Annotated in this window: 18 protein-coding genes; 3 read left to right on the top strand and 15 right to left on the bottom strand. The window is 47.7% G+C overall.

Translation table 11 applies throughout. The annotated features are described in order from the left end of the window. Positions 1-48: 48 nt before the first annotated feature. Complete coding sequence (locus AB4Y93_RS22755) at positions 49-1020, bottom strand: iron-hydroxamate ABC transporter substrate-binding protein (RefSeq protein WP_441895340.1); 972 nt, start codon at positions 1018-1020, stop codon at positions 49-51. Between the two features lie 151 nt (positions 1021-1171). On the opposite strand from AB4Y93_RS22755, the gene AB4Y93_RS22750 reads away from it, so the two are divergent. Further along, entirely contained in the window at positions 1172-1375 is a 204-nt protein-coding gene (locus AB4Y93_RS22750) for a DinB family protein (RefSeq protein WP_441895339.1), read from the top strand. Positions 1376-1390: 15 nt separating this feature from the next. Here AB4Y93_RS22750 and AB4Y93_RS22745 read toward each other — a convergent pair whose 3' ends face one another. The 14 genes from AB4Y93_RS22745 to AB4Y93_RS22680 form a co-directional block, all read right to left on the bottom strand. After that, a complete protein-coding gene (locus AB4Y93_RS22745; protein ID WP_441895338.1) occupies positions 1391-1768 on the bottom strand; it encodes an MmcQ/YjbR family DNA-binding protein in 378 nt (125 codons plus the stop codon). A 20-nt stretch (positions 1769-1788) separates the two neighbouring features. After that, the gene (locus tag AB4Y93_RS22740; RefSeq protein WP_441895336.1) at positions 1789-2238 is read right to left on the bottom strand and encodes an SRPBCC family protein; all 450 of its coding nucleotides are present in this window, start codon (positions 2236-2238) and stop codon (positions 1789-1791) included. A 79-nt stretch (positions 2239-2317) separates the two neighbouring features. Continuing rightward, positions 2318-2890 carry a GNAT family N-acetyltransferase gene (locus tag AB4Y93_RS22735; RefSeq protein WP_441895335.1) on the bottom strand — a complete coding sequence of 191 codons (573 nt, stop codon included), beginning with the start codon at positions 2888-2890 and terminating at the stop codon, positions 2318-2320. An 89-nt stretch (positions 2891-2979) separates the two neighbouring features. Then, a complete protein-coding gene (locus AB4Y93_RS22730; protein WP_441895333.1) occupies positions 2980-3417 on the bottom strand; it encodes an SRPBCC family protein in 438 nt (145 codons plus the stop codon). A 48-nt stretch (positions 3418-3465) separates the two neighbouring features. After that, entirely contained in the window at positions 3466-3942 is a 477-nt protein-coding gene (locus tag AB4Y93_RS22725; RefSeq protein ID WP_441895332.1) for a MerR family transcriptional regulator, read from the bottom strand. Between the two features lie 59 nt (positions 3943-4001). Continuing rightward, on the bottom strand, positions 4002-5888 hold the full coding sequence (locus AB4Y93_RS22720) for an FtsX-like permease family protein (RefSeq protein WP_441895330.1): 1887 nt from the start codon (positions 5886-5888) through the stop codon (positions 4002-4004). Positions 5889-5983: 95 nt separating this feature from the next. Further along, positions 5984-6769: a helix-turn-helix domain-containing protein gene (locus AB4Y93_RS22715; RefSeq protein ID WP_441895329.1), complete on the bottom strand. Its 786-nt coding sequence runs from the start codon at positions 6767-6769 to the stop codon at positions 5984-5986. 123 nt (positions 6770-6892) lie between these two features. Further along, positions 6893-7789: a 3-hydroxyacyl-CoA dehydrogenase gene (locus tag AB4Y93_RS22710; RefSeq protein WP_441895327.1), complete on the bottom strand. Its 897-nt coding sequence runs from the start codon at positions 7787-7789 to the stop codon at positions 6893-6895. 108 nt (positions 7790-7897) lie between these two features. Beyond that, a complete protein-coding gene (locus tag AB4Y93_RS22705; RefSeq protein ID WP_441895325.1) occupies positions 7898-8653 on the bottom strand; it encodes an SDR family NAD(P)-dependent oxidoreductase in 756 nt (251 codons plus the stop codon). 71 nt (positions 8654-8724) lie between these two features. Next, on the bottom strand, positions 8725-9513 hold the full coding sequence (locus tag AB4Y93_RS22700) for an SDR family NAD(P)-dependent oxidoreductase (RefSeq protein WP_441895324.1): 789 nt from the start codon (positions 9511-9513) through the stop codon (positions 8725-8727). A gap of 186 nt (positions 9514-9699) precedes the next feature. Beyond that, positions 9700-10344 (bottom strand): GntR family transcriptional regulator, encoded by a 645-nt coding sequence (locus tag AB4Y93_RS22695; RefSeq protein ID WP_441895323.1) that lies wholly within the window; start codon positions 10342-10344, stop codon positions 9700-9702. Positions 10345-10503: 159 nt separating this feature from the next. After that, positions 10504-12324 (bottom strand): carbohydrate-binding domain-containing protein, encoded by a 1821-nt coding sequence (locus AB4Y93_RS22690; RefSeq protein WP_441895321.1) that lies wholly within the window; start codon positions 12322-12324, stop codon positions 10504-10506. Between the two features lie 30 nt (positions 12325-12354). After that, positions 12355-13035 carry a DUF4956 domain-containing protein gene (locus tag AB4Y93_RS22685; protein WP_441895319.1) on the bottom strand — a complete coding sequence of 227 codons (681 nt, stop codon included), beginning with the start codon at positions 13033-13035 and terminating at the stop codon, positions 12355-12357. Further along, the gene (locus AB4Y93_RS22680; protein WP_441895317.1) at positions 13032-13772 is read right to left on the bottom strand and encodes a polyphosphate polymerase domain-containing protein; all 741 of its coding nucleotides are present in this window, start codon (positions 13770-13772) and stop codon (positions 13032-13034) included. The genes AB4Y93_RS22685 and AB4Y93_RS22680 overlap by 4 nt, the downstream gene beginning before the upstream one ends. 190 nt (positions 13773-13962) lie before the next feature. On the opposite strand from AB4Y93_RS22680, the gene AB4Y93_RS22675 reads away from it, so the two are divergent. Continuing rightward, positions 13963-14640, top strand: a complete 678-nt coding sequence (locus tag AB4Y93_RS22675; RefSeq protein ID WP_441895315.1) for a response regulator transcription factor — start codon at positions 13963-13965, stop codon at positions 14638-14640. Then, complete coding sequence (locus tag AB4Y93_RS22670; RefSeq protein ID WP_441895313.1) at positions 14640-15929, top strand: sensor histidine kinase; 1290 nt, start codon at positions 14640-14642, stop codon at positions 15927-15929. The genes AB4Y93_RS22675 and AB4Y93_RS22670 overlap by 1 nt, the downstream gene beginning before the upstream one ends. The last annotated feature ends 866 nt before the right edge of the window (positions 15930-16795 follow it).

Raw genomic sequence — 16795 nt, 5'->3', positions numbered from 1 at the left:
AGCTCCTTCCAGTTGTTTAGGAAGGAGCTTTTTGTTATAGGGTTGAAATCATTTAAGGAAGCCGTCCTTGAAGATTGTCAGCAAGCTTTCCAACGTTGTTGGATCGCTGTAAGAAGAAGCTTCTGTATCAATTTCAATGACATGGTTGTTCTTAACAGCAGCGATATTTTTCCATACGTCTGTATTCATGAAGGCATTGTCATTAGCGGTACTTCTGCTCAGGACAACCCAATCGCCCGCGTATTCAGGAATAATTTCTTGCGATAGCGTGAGATAACCAGGCCCTTGAGCATCCTTGGTTACTTTCTCAGGCATTTTCAGCCCCATTGCTTGGTAGATAATTTCTGTGCCACGTGCAAAGTTGTTGCCAAACACATAAAAACTCTTGGAGTCCGTTTCCAGGACGGAGACCGTTGTATCTGCTCCGATTTTCGCTTTAACTTCTTCGCCAATCGATGCTGCGCGCGATTTGAAATCATCAACCCAAGTTGTTGCTTCTTGCTCTTTACCAAGGATCTTACCGATTTCGACCTGTTGATTCAGGTAATCCAACTTGCCCCATGTGAAAGCAACGGTAGGAGCGATTTCGCCCAGCTTCTTAACGTTCTTGCTTTCTGTACCTACAACGATCAAGTCCGGATCCAGCTCAATGATTTTCTCCAGATCTTCATCGGATACAACCTCTACACCCTTCAGTTTGTCAGTGAAGAGCGGGCTCATATTGGTCCATTGGTCTACGCCAACAATGTTAGCGCCAAGTGAAATCAAGTTAGGTGCATAAGCTAGTGCTACGATACGCTGTGGGTTCGCAGGGATTTCTACTGGACCGCTTTCAGCTTGATACGTTACAGTTCCAGCTGCTGGCTGCTCTGCTGCTTCAGATTCTGTTGCCTCAGGTGTTGCTGTCGCTTCTGCAGCTCCGTTATTAGCGTTGTTCTTGTTGTTTGCTGCATTGTTTCCGCATGCACCAAGAACAAGTACGAGTGCAAGAAGAAAGATAGCGGGAATAAACTTTTTCATGATACGACCCCTTTACTATTTTAAAATACATTGATTACGATAATGATTATCAATATCACATTGAATCTAACTATAATTGGTTATTTAAAGTCTGTCAATGACAGAAACGGGAGAAAAATTTTTATGGTGCGCTATTGAAAGGGGATAAGGCATGATGATGGACAAACTGATCGAATCACTGCGCAGCCGGTTTGCCGTACTGCTCCAAGCGATGCAGCCCTCCGACTTCCAAAGAACCTTTACTAGTCCTACACATGGTGTTATGACACTTGATATGGCTCTTCAGCGATTTGACTGGCATGGCCGGCATCATCTCGCACAGATCACCTCGTTAAAAGAGCGTATGGGCTGGTAGCCCATACGCTCTTGTTTAATTATGAACACTCTCCAGCACCTGTTTCACCAGCCGTTTCGGCGCTGCAAGCAAGTAAGCTTCCTGAATAAGTACGGTCAGCTCATCCCAGTTTGGTCCAGCCTCCATGTCAACGGAGACCCAGCCGTGATGGCCGATATACGCCGTCTTCACATAACCGCCCTGCTCCAGCAGCAGAAACTGCTGCTCCTTCGTGGCTTTGATTGATAGGCTTGGCAAGACACTATTATGTCCTTCACCCATCATGATGAAGGTTTTGCCCCGTACCTTCATCACATCATGGCCAAAGCCGTCAACGATTTGTTCCACTTCTGGCAGCGCTGCGCAAATGCTCTGCACCCGCTCCAGCATCTCCAATCCAAGCACCGACTTCATGTTTATCCCTCCTCCCCTAGCTATCCCTTTACATGGGCATAAGGCGCCTTATCGTACACAAGGTTCAGCTGAATACCATGCTCCAGATAAGCTTTCGCTCCGCACAGGACAATCGTGAAACCCTCGGTTGAACCGATTGCCCGCTGAGCGACCTCTTCCGCTTCGCCTTGAAAGCCGGAATCGGTAATCGTCACGAAGGTTTCGGACTCGGACAGGGCAGCAAACGTCCATTCCGCTTTTGTGCCCCAATCGATGACAATCCGTTTATTTTCCTCAAGTTCAAGAACTTGAATAGGCGCTGAAACCCCATACATCTCCCAAGTCCACTGCACCTGCTTGCCTGCTTCCAGTCTCGCACTGCTCTTTGTAAACCAGAACTTTGTCGTAATCGCGGGATCGATAAAGGCTTCATATACCTCGCTTACTGGTCTTCTGATGAGCATTTCTGCTTTGGCCACTGGATTCAGCATTCTCACTGCCCCTCTCAAGTTCTTATCCTCATTATTTCTATATCACCCGGCAGGCAACCTGCCATACACTAATGGCTATTTATTTTTTCTTCCGGTAAACCGCCTTAATAAATCCTCCAAATACATCATGACTGTATGTAAAGCCTTGCTTTATGTAGAAATCAAGCGCCTCCTCATTGCCGTTCGAGACGTAAATGAAAAGCAGATCCACGTCCGGGAAGCTCTCCAGCCATGTCATGGACATGTTGAACAGCTTGGATCCCAGTCCCATACTCCGGTAACCGTCCCGCAAATACAGGTTGCTTAAGAACCCAATCTGCTGCGGAGTCTCTATCCAATCGGGGTAAAAGCCTTTACTGCCCTCCTGCTCCTGATTAGGCGCCCATGCTGGAATACCAAGATCCTCTTGCTCTACATTACTAACCGTCGAGAAAGCATAACCAACTGGTACATCATCATCCTTTACGATAAGGACATGGGTATGCAGCGCATGGTCATAGCTTCTACGCATTCGGGTATCGAAGTTCATCATGTCGAATAATTCCGGTGCCATCACAGCCTTTGACTGTTGAAAAGCCATAAGCTCATCGCATAATACTCTGCAAGGTTCTATATTACCGTCCGTTACGACTTCAATGGTGATAGTAGACATGCCAACTCCCCCTTTGTTACTAAAATACATCGAATAACAGAACAGATCAAATAAAAAAGAGCCTCTTATAGAGACTCTCCATGTTCAGCCTATCCCTCAACCAACTTGCCAAGTGCATCTAACATCTCGCCTGTGCCATGCTCGCGAATTTCTGGCGTATCATGTCCATCAAAGAAAGCACCCTGCTCGGTGAATACCAGTTTGGTGCCCCCATCTGCTTCGAATAACTCAATAGTTGTTGTAGACACCGACATCCGAGTTTCATTCATGTCCAATGTGTAGGTGTACACAATGCGCTGATCTGTTTCGATGTCCTGATATACAGCATCAAAGGTGAAGACTGGTCCTTCCGGCGGTCCACCGCTGCTGTACTCACGCCCCCCAACTCGAAACTCGAATTGATCGGGCTTCGAGAACCACTTCCCCTTTACCTCAGGGTCTGCAAAAGCCTCAAATACCCGCTCTGCAGATGCTTTGTAAGTACGTTCGACAACAAAGGTTGCATGTTTAACAAATCTTTCGTTCATTAGTTATTCTCCTCCTAAAATGAATTGTGAAACTTCGTAAGCGTAGGCTCATTCACCCCGCTCGAGCAGCGATCCCAGCTTGTCCAAATGCTGAACCCAGCTTTGCTTCCGCTCGATCACGGGCTTCTCGAATTCCATCTTCATTGCCTGCAGCAAGCTCGTAAAATCATCAACGGTCAATGTTCTCTTCCCGATTAATGCTTTCGACGTATGCTCCAGCTGTTCCAGCAGCTTCTGCTGCTGCTTGATCTGCTCTTTGATCCGCTGCTTCTGCAGCGTCACCATCTCCAGCGGGCTGATCTGCTTGGCTGATAAAGTTTCCTTGATCTCCTCCAGCGATAAGCCCAATTCCTTCAAGGTCAGAATCTGATGCAGACGCGACAGGTCGGACTCATCATACAGCCGGTGGCCGGAATCTGTCTGACTAGACGGCGAGAACAAACCGATCTGATCGTAGAATCGTAACGTTCTGACCGTAAGCCCCGTCAATTTGGCGAGGTCTCCAACTTTCCAAAGATTGTTCATGCTCAGCCCTTTCGTTGTCGCTAGCTCAATTACCGGCAACTCTATTGTAAAACATTACGTTACGTAAGGTGCAAGCCCCATGCTGATTTTACATTCGAAATATATTTTGAACGGATAAACAAGAAGTAGACGGTCTGAATAATGATGAACGACCCAAGCACGGTCAGCGACGGCTTCATCATATTGTACTGAAACATATTCTGCATCGCCGTAAGAGCGATTGCCCCGTGAATTAGAGCCACAACAATCGGAGCGAAGAATAGTATCATTAGCTGTTTGGACAGAATGGCAGACAATTCCCGGTCCGTAAGTCCAATCTTGTGAATCGCCTGGAACTTCCGCTTATCTTCACCAAGGTCGGTATACAGCCGGAAATACAAGAAGCTGCCCGCCCCAACAAAGAACACGATGCCGATAAAAAATCCGACAAACAAGACGACGCCAAAAAATTGATCCTGCTTGTACAGCTCATAATCGACACTCATAAACCAGTTGTCGGAGCCGCCAAGCTTGCTATCGAGCTCTTGCCCTACCTTCTTCAAGGCATCATGAGATCCAGAGATGTCAAAAGCATATTGATAAATGACACTTTCTGTCTGCTTTATCTGATCAAACCGCACATCTGTCACCACATAGTAATCCTGCCCCGCCTGAATAGCGGGCGTATCAATAGCTTGAACCGGCTTCAGCGTAAGTGCTGATTCCTTCAACATGACAGGTGTAAGCTCCGGCCCACCTGCTCCCATCAGGGTACTGCTGTAATGGACAATCGCCGTTTCATCTCCCTCAACATCAGCCTTGATCCCCTTAGCCGCAGCTACAAATGCGTTAAAGGCGGATTCCGCCACGACGGGAATCTGCTTGCCGCCAGACGTTTTAACATTTTTAATCATCAGCTCATATTGCTGGTAAGGCAAGCCAGCTTCCTTTAAAGCCTGCTCAATCGTTAAAGCATCCTGCTTGGATGGCTCATCATAAGAGGTGTACTTCACCGCAAACGGGTTCTCGTCCCGGATCACATCCGTATACATCGATTTAAATCCAAACAATGACCCAATGGCAGAGAAAGCAACCGTCGACAGGATCGCGACCATAAAGAACGTTCTCGCATTATCCTTCATTCGATAAGCAAGGTCCGAGAATAGGATGATGTTTGTTTTCCTCCAGAAGATCGAGCGGCTCTTACGACTTTTATTGACGACATATACGCTCAGCTGCGTGAACAGGAAGTACGTGCCGATAATGACCACGATCGTTACCGGTACCATCGCGTAGAAGACAACCATCCCTTTTGCCAACAGAGCTACGGTGTAGCCTCCAACAATTAAGAGCAGTGCAGCCCAGGACAGCAGCGCAGATGCTTTAGGCTCAGGCTTTGGCTTGTTTGAACCTTTCAGCAAATCAATAAGCGAGTTATTCCGCAGCACCGTAACTGTAAATAACGAGATGAGCAGGAACAGCGCCATAAAAGCAGCCCCTGTCAGAAGAATAGCCTTGGTTGGAAAATAAAACGACAGCGACTCATCGAGGCTGAGCAGCTTTTGGGAAGACATAAGGATGATTTCGGCAAAGCCTACTCCAATCACAATCCCCGCCACCGTGGCAGCAAAACCAATCACGATATTTTCCATAAACACAAGTCGTCTTAATTGCATGCTCGTCATCCCATGCATGATAAGGATGCCAAACTCCTTCTTGCGTGTCTTCAGGAATGAACCCATCGAATAAAGCACGAAGAAAAACGAGAACACATAAATAACCGATTCGGCAAATTTCATCGTAACCGATACAGTCGAATGAATATTGCCGTCAGCCAGACCCGGATGGAATGCAAACATCGAATAAACGAAGAACACCATAACCGAAAAAGCACTGCTCAGAAAATACCCCGCGTAAATTCTCCCGTTCCGAATAACGTTATTGAAAGCAAATCGCCGTAAGCTCATAAATAAGCCCTCCCTATTGATTTGTTCTCATCGTAACAAAGGAGGGAATTCCACTGCTATCGATTAACCTTACCTTTCCTTACAATATTGAAAGGTTATCTCTTCTTCCGGTAAGCCCCCGGCGACATCCCGTACCGTTCGCGAAACAACCGGTGGAAATAAGCGTAGCTGCCAAGCCCGGTCTCGGCTGCAATCTGTTCCAGCGATAAAGCGCTGTGATTAAGCAGATTAATGGCGCGGCTTAGCCGAAGCTGCTGGGCATATCCGATAATCGGCACGCCAAAATGCTCCTTGAACAGATGCACCGCCCGCGAGATACTGAGTCCGGTATGCTGCGCTACCTGCTGGAGCGTCAACGACTCCGAAGCATGCTCCTCAATATATTGCCTCATACGAAGGGCGTGATAAGCAAGCGGCGACTGGTTATCCGGCACCTCTTCGATTGCTCGGTCAATCAGCATAAGTAAGGACCAGACAAGCGAGGTGATTATGTCCGGATTACCACCGTCGAGCCTTCTTTTCTCTAGTACAATCTGATGCCAGACAGCCTTCAGCCTCCGGTCCTCGGCGATCTTCGCAAGCGTCGGCCGCTTCTTCTGCTCCCACCATTCCTCCATGCCAGGACCATCGCTAATAACGTAATAATCGAGGGAAAGATTTGCCTCCTCATCCATTCCAATGCGCAGATCGTAGATATCACCCGGCTTGAATAGCAGCAGGTCTCCTGGGACGATTTCTCTGATGTTTCCGTCGACTAATGCCTGGCATCCCCCTTCTACCTGAAGCCGGATAATATAGCTGTCTAATCCATTTCCAAAATAATGATGAAATGGCACCTCATGCTTCGAATACTCGCTTAAATAAACGTTTATCGCCTTCATAATGGGGGACCCTTCCTTATTTTTTCTAATATATTCAATTAGATCACTACATTGGTCACTTCAGCAAGTTGAATAGAAAAAGGAGATGCCCATGATGATCATGGCGCATCTCCTTTTTCATTATTAGCTTTTGAAATCCGGCTTCAAGAAGCTCGGGTCCGGATATTTGTAGAAGCCTTCGCCCGTTGCCCGGCCAAGCTTTCCTTTGTCGATATACTCGGACTTCAGCAGCTCCGCTATCCTCTCAAACTCTGCGTTCCCTGTCGCTTTCGCCTTCGCAAGACCAATGTTATAGGCCGTATTGATGCCGACCACATCAAGAATCGCGAATGGACCAAGCGGCGCGCCGGTTGCGACCATCCACGTCTTATCAATGGTCTCCACATCAGCAATTTCCCGGACGAGCAGCTGCTGAGCCGCTTCAAGCAGCGGTACCAGCAGCGAATTAAGAATATAACCCGGCTGTTCCTTCTGCAGAGGCAGGGCCACCATGCCAATTGCTTTGGCAAAAGCGACTACATCCTCGAATACCTGATTATCTGTTCCTGGATGCTTCATAATCTCTGCGGTATTATTTTTCCAGATCTCATTAGCGAAATGAAGAGCAAGGAATTGCCCCGGGCGGCCCGTTGCTTCAGCAAATTGGCTCGGCAGCAGGGTGGACGAATTCGTCGCAAATATCGTCTTGGCAGGAGCGACCTGACTAAGCTCTTTATAGAAATCGGTCTTGATCGACACAACTTCCGGGATCGCTTCAATAATAAGCTCCGCATTCTCCACAGCCTGTGCCAAGTCACTATTGTACGTAATCCGCTCATACGCTGCGTTAAGATCGGCCTCTGATGCCTGCAAGTCCGCCACATAATGCGATTTGAGCTCCGCCATTCTTTCTTTCGCCTTCGCTAGTGCTTCATCATTTATATCGTAGACCGTTACATGAAACCCTTTGTATGCCGTCTGAAAAGCAATCTGACTGCCCAGAACGCCACTGCCTGCTACGGTTATTTGTTTGTCGTTCATTGCCTAAGCTCCTTTGTTAACCCTTCTTTTTTAAAATCCCCTATCGAGACCAATCCATACGGTTAAAAAAGGGCCGCTACCCTTGAAGGGCAGCGACCATAATAGCAATTATTTAGTTTTGAAGCTGAGGAAGCCATCGTCGACTGGAATAGTCTGGCCATTAATTGCACTAGCTCCTTCACTAAACAGGAAGGTTACGACACTTGCTACTTTCTCAGGCTGAATAAGTTTGCCACGCATATGCAGGGCGCCCAGTGCATTTTTCATACCCTCGTCATCACCAAGGATTGGCGTATCAATGAAGCCAGGAGCCACACCAACAACGCGGATGCCGTAGTCCGCAAGCTCGAGCGCACCGGATTTGGACATCATAACGACGGCCGCTTTTGCCGCATTATAGTTGAAGCTGCCAAGCGCAGCCGCTGTACCGTAGATGGAAGCTGTGTTTACGATGGTACCTTGTGTGTTCAGCTCAACCATTTTTTTCGCGCCATAATACATGCCGTAGTAAACGCTATGCTGATCGACGTCAATGACACGGTGGTAAGATTCCGGATCCATCTCGAGGAATGGCTTAACCAACCCGATGCCCGCATTGTTGAAGATACCGTTTAATGTACCAAATGTCTCCACTGCAAAATCAATAAGGGCCTTCACTTCATCGCCCTTGGATACATCAACTTTGTAAGCAGCAGCCTTGCCGCCTGCTCCCTCGAGTTCTGCGACAACCGCATTAGCGCCATCCAAGTTATAGTCTGCAACAACGATTGTTGCCCCTTTGGCGGACAGCTGAAGAGCGGTTTGTTTGCCAATCCCGCTTGCTCCTCCTGTAATAATAATCACTTTTCCTGTTAATTCTGCCATGATGGATTTCCCCTTTGTCATAAAGTTTGTGTATGTGAATGAAAGTCAATTACCCGTCTATTATGCCGTTATTAGGTCAGAATCGATCCGCCGTCGATAACGAATTCTTGTCCAATAATATGCGTGGAGAGGTCAGACACCAGATACATCATCAGGTTAGCAATTTCTTCCGCTTCAGCATAACGGCCATCCGGTGTAGTCACGGCCATTTGCTGTCTTGCTGCTTCTGCCGCTTCCTGATTGCCTTTGCCATATCCGCTTTCGATCGAGCGCATCATTTGTGTATTAACTACGCCAGGAAGCACCGCGTTCACGCGGACACCATGAGGTGCCGCCTCAAAACCTGCGGTCTTAGTCATGCCAAGCACCGCATGTTTGCTTGCTCCGTATGCCACCATGTTTGGTGTTGCCACGAGCCCTGCAGCTGATGCGGTGTTAACAATCGCGCCGCTCTTCTGAGCGATCATATAAGGAAGAACATGTTTAAGTCCAAGGAATACGCCACGTACATTAATTGCCATCAGGCGGTCAAATACTTCTGTAGGATAGTCAACGAGAGGAATAATCTTGCCTTCCCAGCCGGCATTATTAAGGAAAATATCAATTTTGCCGTAAGTCTTAATGGTTTGCTCTACATACGCCTTGATGTCTTCTTCTTTCGTAACATCCGCTTTTATAAATACGGCTTCTCCACCGTTTGCTTGTACTTGCTTAACCGTCTCGTTCCCTGCTTCTTCAGACAGATCAACGACAGCCAACTTAGCGCCATTCCCGGCAAGAGCGAGTGATGCTGCACGGCCAATACCTCCGCCTGCACCCGTTACAATCGCTACTTTATTCGTAAAATCAAAACTTTGCATCTACAATCACTCCTTAAAAGAATTAGCACCTAAACAGCCAAATTCAGGGCTGTTTGTGGTGATTCTTACTTCGTAAGCATGAAACATTTACTCATGCTTGCTTACACACCTATCTTAACAGATTACTTTGTCGATTGTCGACAATTTAACCTAAAAAGCTCTTCTATTAACACCAATTTCCGTTTTTTATTTAATGCCTACCATCAGAAATTCATAAATGGCAGCTTGCGCTTTTTCATATTCCGATGCCAGGATGGATGTAGCAAACACTTGAAACGGCGTGTGGAATTCCTTGATCTTGCTCTCACTCCATCTTACTTCAACAAATACGTTCAGAATGAGACTGGCTTTCTCATAGAACTTCGCAAGTGCCATGTTATCCGCTACAAACACAACATGCCTCAGCAAACGCTCCGCTTTTCGCTCATAATCCCGAACATCGCCCTGCTCACATGCCGCATCAGCATCCGCTGCAAATGTCATCAGCATGTCCTTATATTCCTGCGTCCACTTGTGCTGCCCATATTGAACGGCTACACGAAGAAGCTCTGCCATTAAGGTGTTATAATCCACGATCTCCTGCTGGGTGAAAGGCTTCACAATCGTGCCACGTCTCGGAAGCCGCTCCACAATACCTTCGACCTGCAGCAAATAAAGCGCCTCCCGTACGGGCGCCCGGCTCGTATTCAGCTCTTTGGCAATTTCCTCTTCAACGATCTTATCTCCCGCATTCAGCTCACGAGCAATAATTTTCTTCAAAATATGTCGGTATATTTGCTGCGGCAAAGACTCTCCAAATGAAGAATCGGATAGGTCAAATGTGTTGTACATGCTTCGTCTCCCTGTGTATCAAATCAAGCTCTTCTCTTAGTTATCCCAAATTAAGCCGGCAAAATCAATAAGAAACCCGATCAGTGAAATATAAATCTGAATATAAGTCAGTCATCTAATAACAAAAAGGGCGTCCACTACTAGGACGCCCTTCCTCACTTATTTAGCTGTTGTAGAATCAGCATTAGCTGATGCATCTGGTGGTGCAGCACCATCTGGAGGTGTGCCACCATCCTGTGGCATAGTACCGTCCATTCCGCGACCGCCTCCGCCACCCATGCCGTGGCCTCCACGGCCGCCTCCCATACCGCCGCCAAAGCCGCTTTGTGCTTCGGTTACACCGGATTCATTCACCCAAGTGATAAGGGATTCTGCTGTGAACGATACCACCTTCGTTCCCCCGCTGTATTCACCATCTGCATAAAGACCGTTTGTTGCTGTTCCCGTCGATTGACCGCCAGAATACAGCGTGTATGAAGCGCCTTTTGCCATATCAGCTGTGCTAATATAGACCGCTTGGTAGCTCTTCGTTGGAGCAAATGTTGCAATCGATTTGCCCGACTCGTCTTCCAGATGAACCAGTGTGCCAGCCTGTTGCGTCTGTGGGAACATCATCAGAATGCCGGCTTGTGTTGAGCTGTCCGACGCCGCCTGTACCATGCCGGAGCTTCCAGCTGCTACGAGAGTACCACCTGTCATATTGAAGGTACCGTCGTAATCAAGCGATCCGTTGCCATTTTCCGTTGGGCCGTTTACAAAGACCGAGCCGCCTGACATTACAATCGAACCATTTGCATCTAGTCCGTCACCAGTTGCATCTACCGATAAAGTACCACCACTAATGGTCAGGAGACCTTGAGACGCCGAACCGCCTGCCTGACCTCCGCCACCACCGCCAGGAGCCGATCCTTCTCCACCAGAGCTATCTGCACCGGTTGCCGCATTCACACCATCATCGCTTGATACGACCTTAATGTCTCCACCTGCAATTGTAATATCTGTTGCTTCAATCCCTTCATAACTCTCCGTAATATCAATCGTACCACCAGCGATCAGCATCGCTGTTTCCGCATGAATGCCATCATCACCGGCTGCGATCGTAAAGTCACCGTCTGAGATTGACAAGCCTCCTGTGCTGTGAAGCGCATCCTCACCAGACTTAATGTTATAGGTGCCGCCTTGCAGCACGATGATGCCTTCTTCGCCTTCGGTATCATTCGTTGTCTTGATGCCATGACCAGCTGCGTCCAGCGTAAATTGCCCGTCTTTGACAGCTACAAGATCACGTCCCATTACCGCATCATCCGCTGCTTGAATATCGAATGTACCACCGGTAATTTTCAGCTTATCTTTACTTGCGATCCCGTTATTGTAGTTACCTTCTACGGTAAGCTTGCCGGTACCGTTAATCGTCATATCATCTTTGCTGAAAATAGCTGCATTCGGCTCATCCGTCGAATCATCCGGGAACACGTAAGTATCTCCGTCAGATACAACGTTGTTCGTGCCTTCAGGCAAGGACAGAATCAGCTTGCCCGCTTCTTCTACATAAATCGGCGAGCTCTTGCTGTAATGAATCTCCGCTCCGTTCAGAACAAGCCGAACCGTTCCTTTATCCGCTACATTAACAACGATTTGGCCTTCATCCAGCTTGCCGCTGGCAACATAGGTACCGGCTGCAGTAATCGTAACAATACCGCCCTTCACTTCAGCTCCCGAGCCTTCGATCGTTGCACTAGTGCCGCTCAATGTTATTGTCGTTACATCGGCTGTACTCCAATCCGTATAAGTGTCATCCTCATCATATTCAACGGTATTATCAAGTTCAAAGCTTGCGGTTTGAACAGCTCCCGTTTCGCTAGTATTCGTCGTACCCGTACTGCCAGTTGTTACTGCATTCGAATTGTTGTTGCATGCCGACAGTGCTGCCGCGCATAATAAAATGAAAGCAAGCTTGCTTATTCTTTTCTTATTATTCATGGTTTTCTTCCTCTCTATTGTTGGTAGGATCTAGGCTTCTACTACCGTAGGGGTCATCGTTAAGGAAATATCGAGATTTCCGTTTCTGCATCTTATCGCATCAAGCAATTCCTTCTGATTCGTAGAAGGGTCAAGTGTGACGGCATAGACAAGCTCGTACAAGCTGCCAAGCTCGGTAGTTCTTACTTTTCTAAGCTCATACTGCACGTTAAAGACGTTGAAGACTTCAGCAAATGCTTCTTCGTAGCTGAGGTTCTCCGGAATCGTTACTTTTAGCAGCTTCTGCGTTGAGGATTTTGATCCGAATTTCACTGCTTTTAGCAGGAACATCAAGAGACAGAGAATGATTGTGAACAGAATCGCGTATCCGTAAGCTCCAACGCCGCAAGCGAGGCCAGACGCCATCGTGAACAAGACGAACGCAATGTCCTTCGGATCACCAGGTGCACTTCGGAAACGGATAATCGAGAAGGCACCCGCCAAGCTGAATGCTCGTGCGATATTGCTGCCAATTAACAGAATGATAATCGCAACGATCGTAGGGAGAACAATCATCGTTAAGGCAAAGCTTTGGGTATAGACGGTTTGTGTTTTCATATACGTAAAGCTGATCATCGCACCAAGTGCAAAAGATAATAAAAGCGTAAGTATAGCATTACTAAAGGATAATTCGGTTACGGATGCGGTGGTTGAAAAGAGTGAATCGATCATAATAAAAGGCGCTCCTTTATTCGTTCTTCATTTCTTATGTTCATTCGGTATTCATTGCCGTATTTCGAGAAGCCTGTCCGGAACACCCCAAGCTCAGACAGCAGCTGGGCCAGCCAGACTGGAACGGTCTTCTCGGCTTTCACTTCCATCAGCCATTGACCCTTTGCCATTAGCAGCTCCCCGTGGTCACCGGCTTCCAGCCTGAGGTCATGCCGTCTCGTGCGGATATTGGTGTCGAAGGTAATCCGCAGATCCCGGTTGTTCTTACAAAACATCGCGATCCTGTCGTAAGCCAGATATACCTTTGGCTCCAGCTCATAGCGCCCAAGGAAGTATTTGATTTCCTGAATCACCTGCTTGTTCATGTACGGTGCAAGCTCTGGCTCGACTCCGGTGCGGACGAACTCATACGCCTCTTCCAGCTTTAGCCCTGTTCTCCGTTTGTTGACGATGCCGAATACTTTCTTCTTCAGCTCCAGGTACACCTTGGCATCCGGCTTTGGTACGCCGTAAGCTCTGAGCCTGAGCTTCTCCCGATACTTCGGCTTCGACAAGCTGTTCCTAATAATCGAATGCTGATCGGTATCGAAGTAAAGATTGCTTATGGAGTAGAATTGATCGTTCTTGTTGTATTCATCGAGCTCCATGTATTGAAGCAATCGGTTATAAATCTCGTGAAACGATTGGCTGTCCATCAAATACTTGCTTTCATATCGGTTGAATACTTCAATGGCCATCTTCTTGAGGCTCCTTTCATGCGGCCAGCTTGCCGCCTGCTCATGACTGTATCTTAGAGTGGGAACCTTTAATGAATCTTAAATGTTTTGTAAAGTTACTTCAGGTTCGTTTGTCCGAGTTAAGATTGATTAAAGGTTCCCTTCCTATAATAAGTTTGTAAGACAGCAATAACGAAAAGAGGAATGCTTCATGCGAATACTAATAGTAGAAGACGAAGTGAATCTGGCGGATGCCTTATCTCAAATTTTGAAAAAGAATAATTACTCCGTAGACGTCGTTCATGACGGCCAATCTGGACTCGATAATGCCTTATGCGGCATCTATGATCTCCTGCTACTCGATATCATGCTTCCGGAGATGGACGGGATTACGGTGCTGAAGAAGATTCGGGATGAAGGAATCGCAACACCGGTTATTCTGCTGACAGCCAAGGGAGAAGTGAATGATAAAATTACCGGGCTCGATTATGGGGCTGATGATTACATTTCCAAACCTTTCTCGACTGGCGAGCTGCTTGCCCGTATAAGAGCGGCTTTAAGAAGAAGAGGCGAGGTTGTACCCGAGGATGGACTTAAGTTCGGCGATATTGAGCTGAATACAGCGAATCTGAAGCTGATGTGCAAGGGGAAAGAGCTGAAAGTCATTCTAAAGGAGAGCGAGCTGATGGAGCTTCTTATTCTGCGGAAAACAGCGGTGACTTCCAAAGAGCAGATTATTGAGAAGCTGTGGGGCTATGATTCGGATGTGGAGCATAATAACGTGGAAGTCTACATCTCCTTCTTACGCAAAAAACTCGTGTTCCTGCAGTCCTCGGTGAAGATTAATACCATTCGAGGCGTTGGTTATGTACTGGAGGCGACCACCTAATGTTTACTCGGCTGCGCAACCGATTTCTAATTGTGAATATGGTCATCATTAGCTTTATTATGATTCTGGCCTTCTCAACGATTTATACAATTACGTATCAGAACAACCGTAAGACCATAAATGATGATCTCATGCAGGTGGCGGAATTTTATCGTAAACAGGACGGTCCTGATGGCGGTAAGTACGGCGGCAGTCATGGCGGCGGCCATGGGGATATGATGTCACCCGAAGGCAGCATGAAAGGCGGTCCGCCGCCCGAACGCTCGGTATCCTTCGCGCTTGAAGCGGATAGTGATTGGAATATTACAAAGACGGATTCCCGCTTCGATATGGACAGCGACTTCTACGCACTTGCGATCAAAGCCGCTTCTACAGATAATTCCGATCAAGGTGAGTTCAACCTAGACGGTAACCGCTGGGCTTTTGACAAGCAGACGACCCCTAACGGGTATTCTGTTGTATTCCTTGACGTCACGAATCAGCATCAATTCCTGATGACGCTCTTATACACTTTCCTTGCGGTAGGATTTATTATGCTCATTGTCATCTACTTCACGAGCCGGTATTTTGCGAACCGCTCTATCTCTCCGGTCAAGGAGGCCTTCGATAAGCAGCAGCGGTTTATCGCCGACGCTTCTCATGAGCTGCGCACGCCGCTCGCCGTCATTAATACGAATGCGGATGTCCTTTTATCTAATAACGATGATCTCATCCGCAATCAGGAGAAGTGGCTGCATCGTATCAAATCGGAGACAGAGCGAATGAAGACGCTGACGAGCGACCTGCTGTATTTGACTCAATTGGATGATGCACGGGACAATGTCATCTTCGCGCCGTTCAACTTAAGTGAAGCGGTGGAAAGCGTTATTCTTACCCTTGAGGCGGTGATTTTCGAGAAGGATATTGCACTCAGCTATGATATCTCATCCGACTTATCCATTAACGGCAACGTGGAACAGATGAAGCAGGTGGCGCTGATCCTGCTCGATAACGCCATCAAGTACACGAATACGAAAGGTACGATTGATCTAACGCTGAAGAAGCAAGGCCATGATATTATGCTGACGGTCACCAACTCCGGAGAAGGAATCCCAGCCGAGCATCTGGGCAAAATATTCGACCGCTTCTATCGCGCTGACGCGTCCCGCTCCCGTAAAAACGGCGGTTACGGCCTCGGCCTCGCCATTGCTAAAGCAATCGTAGAGCAGCATAAAGGCAGGATCCACGCCAAAAGCGTGCCAAACGAAGCCACCTCATTCTACGTCCAGCTGCCGGCTGAACGCAGTTAGCAAATAGTTAAGCGGTCATGCAGGTGCTAAACCTGCATGACCGCTTTTTTGCGTCCTGGTGCAGTTAAACCATCATGACGCGTCCATACGTTGGATTTCATCCAACCTAAGTCAGCTCGATTGCAGACTGCTGCTAGCTACATTGGATTCTATACAGTAACTTTCGCCAGAATGAGCTTCTTTCGACCAAATGAACTCATTACGCTGGATGATATCCAATGTAGCTTTAGCTGCTCAGCCTAGCACACCATTATGCTGTACGAAATCCAACGTAGGTGACAGTCGGGGCTTCTTCTAGTAAATAGTTAAGCAACCATGACGCGTCCATACGTTGGATTTCATTCAACCTAAGTCAACTCAATTGCAGACTGCTGCTAGCTACGTTGGATTCTATACAGTAACTTTCGCTAGAATGAGCTTCGTTCGACCAAATGAGCTCATTACGCTGGATGATATCCAATGTAGCTTCAGCTACTCGCCCTAGTGCACCATTATGCTGTACGAAATCCAACGTAGGCGGCGAACGGAGGTGTCTTATACTCCCGATTTTGATTGTTTTAGTTTCCCTGCTCCCACCCGCACAAATAGGAAGGAGGATCCGTTTGGATCCTCCTTTTTATCACACGGGGAAGTTGGTCGTTTGAAGGGAGCTGGGGTATCCCCTGAGGAGCGCAGCGTTCGCCTTTGCCTGGCAGGGAATATCCGCTATGCGGATTCCAATCCAGATTCCCTGCCAGGCAACAGCGACCGAAGGGGATACCCCAGCCCCTCAAACACCACTCACTTCCCCCCCCGAAAAAAAGGAGGACCCAATAAGAGTCCTCCTCCCCGCATTTTTGCCCCCGCCCTCCCATTTAAGATTCGCT

Source organism: Paenibacillus sp. YAF4_2, from assembly GCF_052113225.1.
In the GTDB taxonomy this organism is placed as follows: domain Bacteria; phylum Bacillota; class Bacilli; order Paenibacillales; family Paenibacillaceae; genus Pristimantibacillus.
The sequence above is the reverse complement of the archived record's forward strand: the minus strand, read 5'-3'. Positions and strand labels throughout refer to the sequence as shown.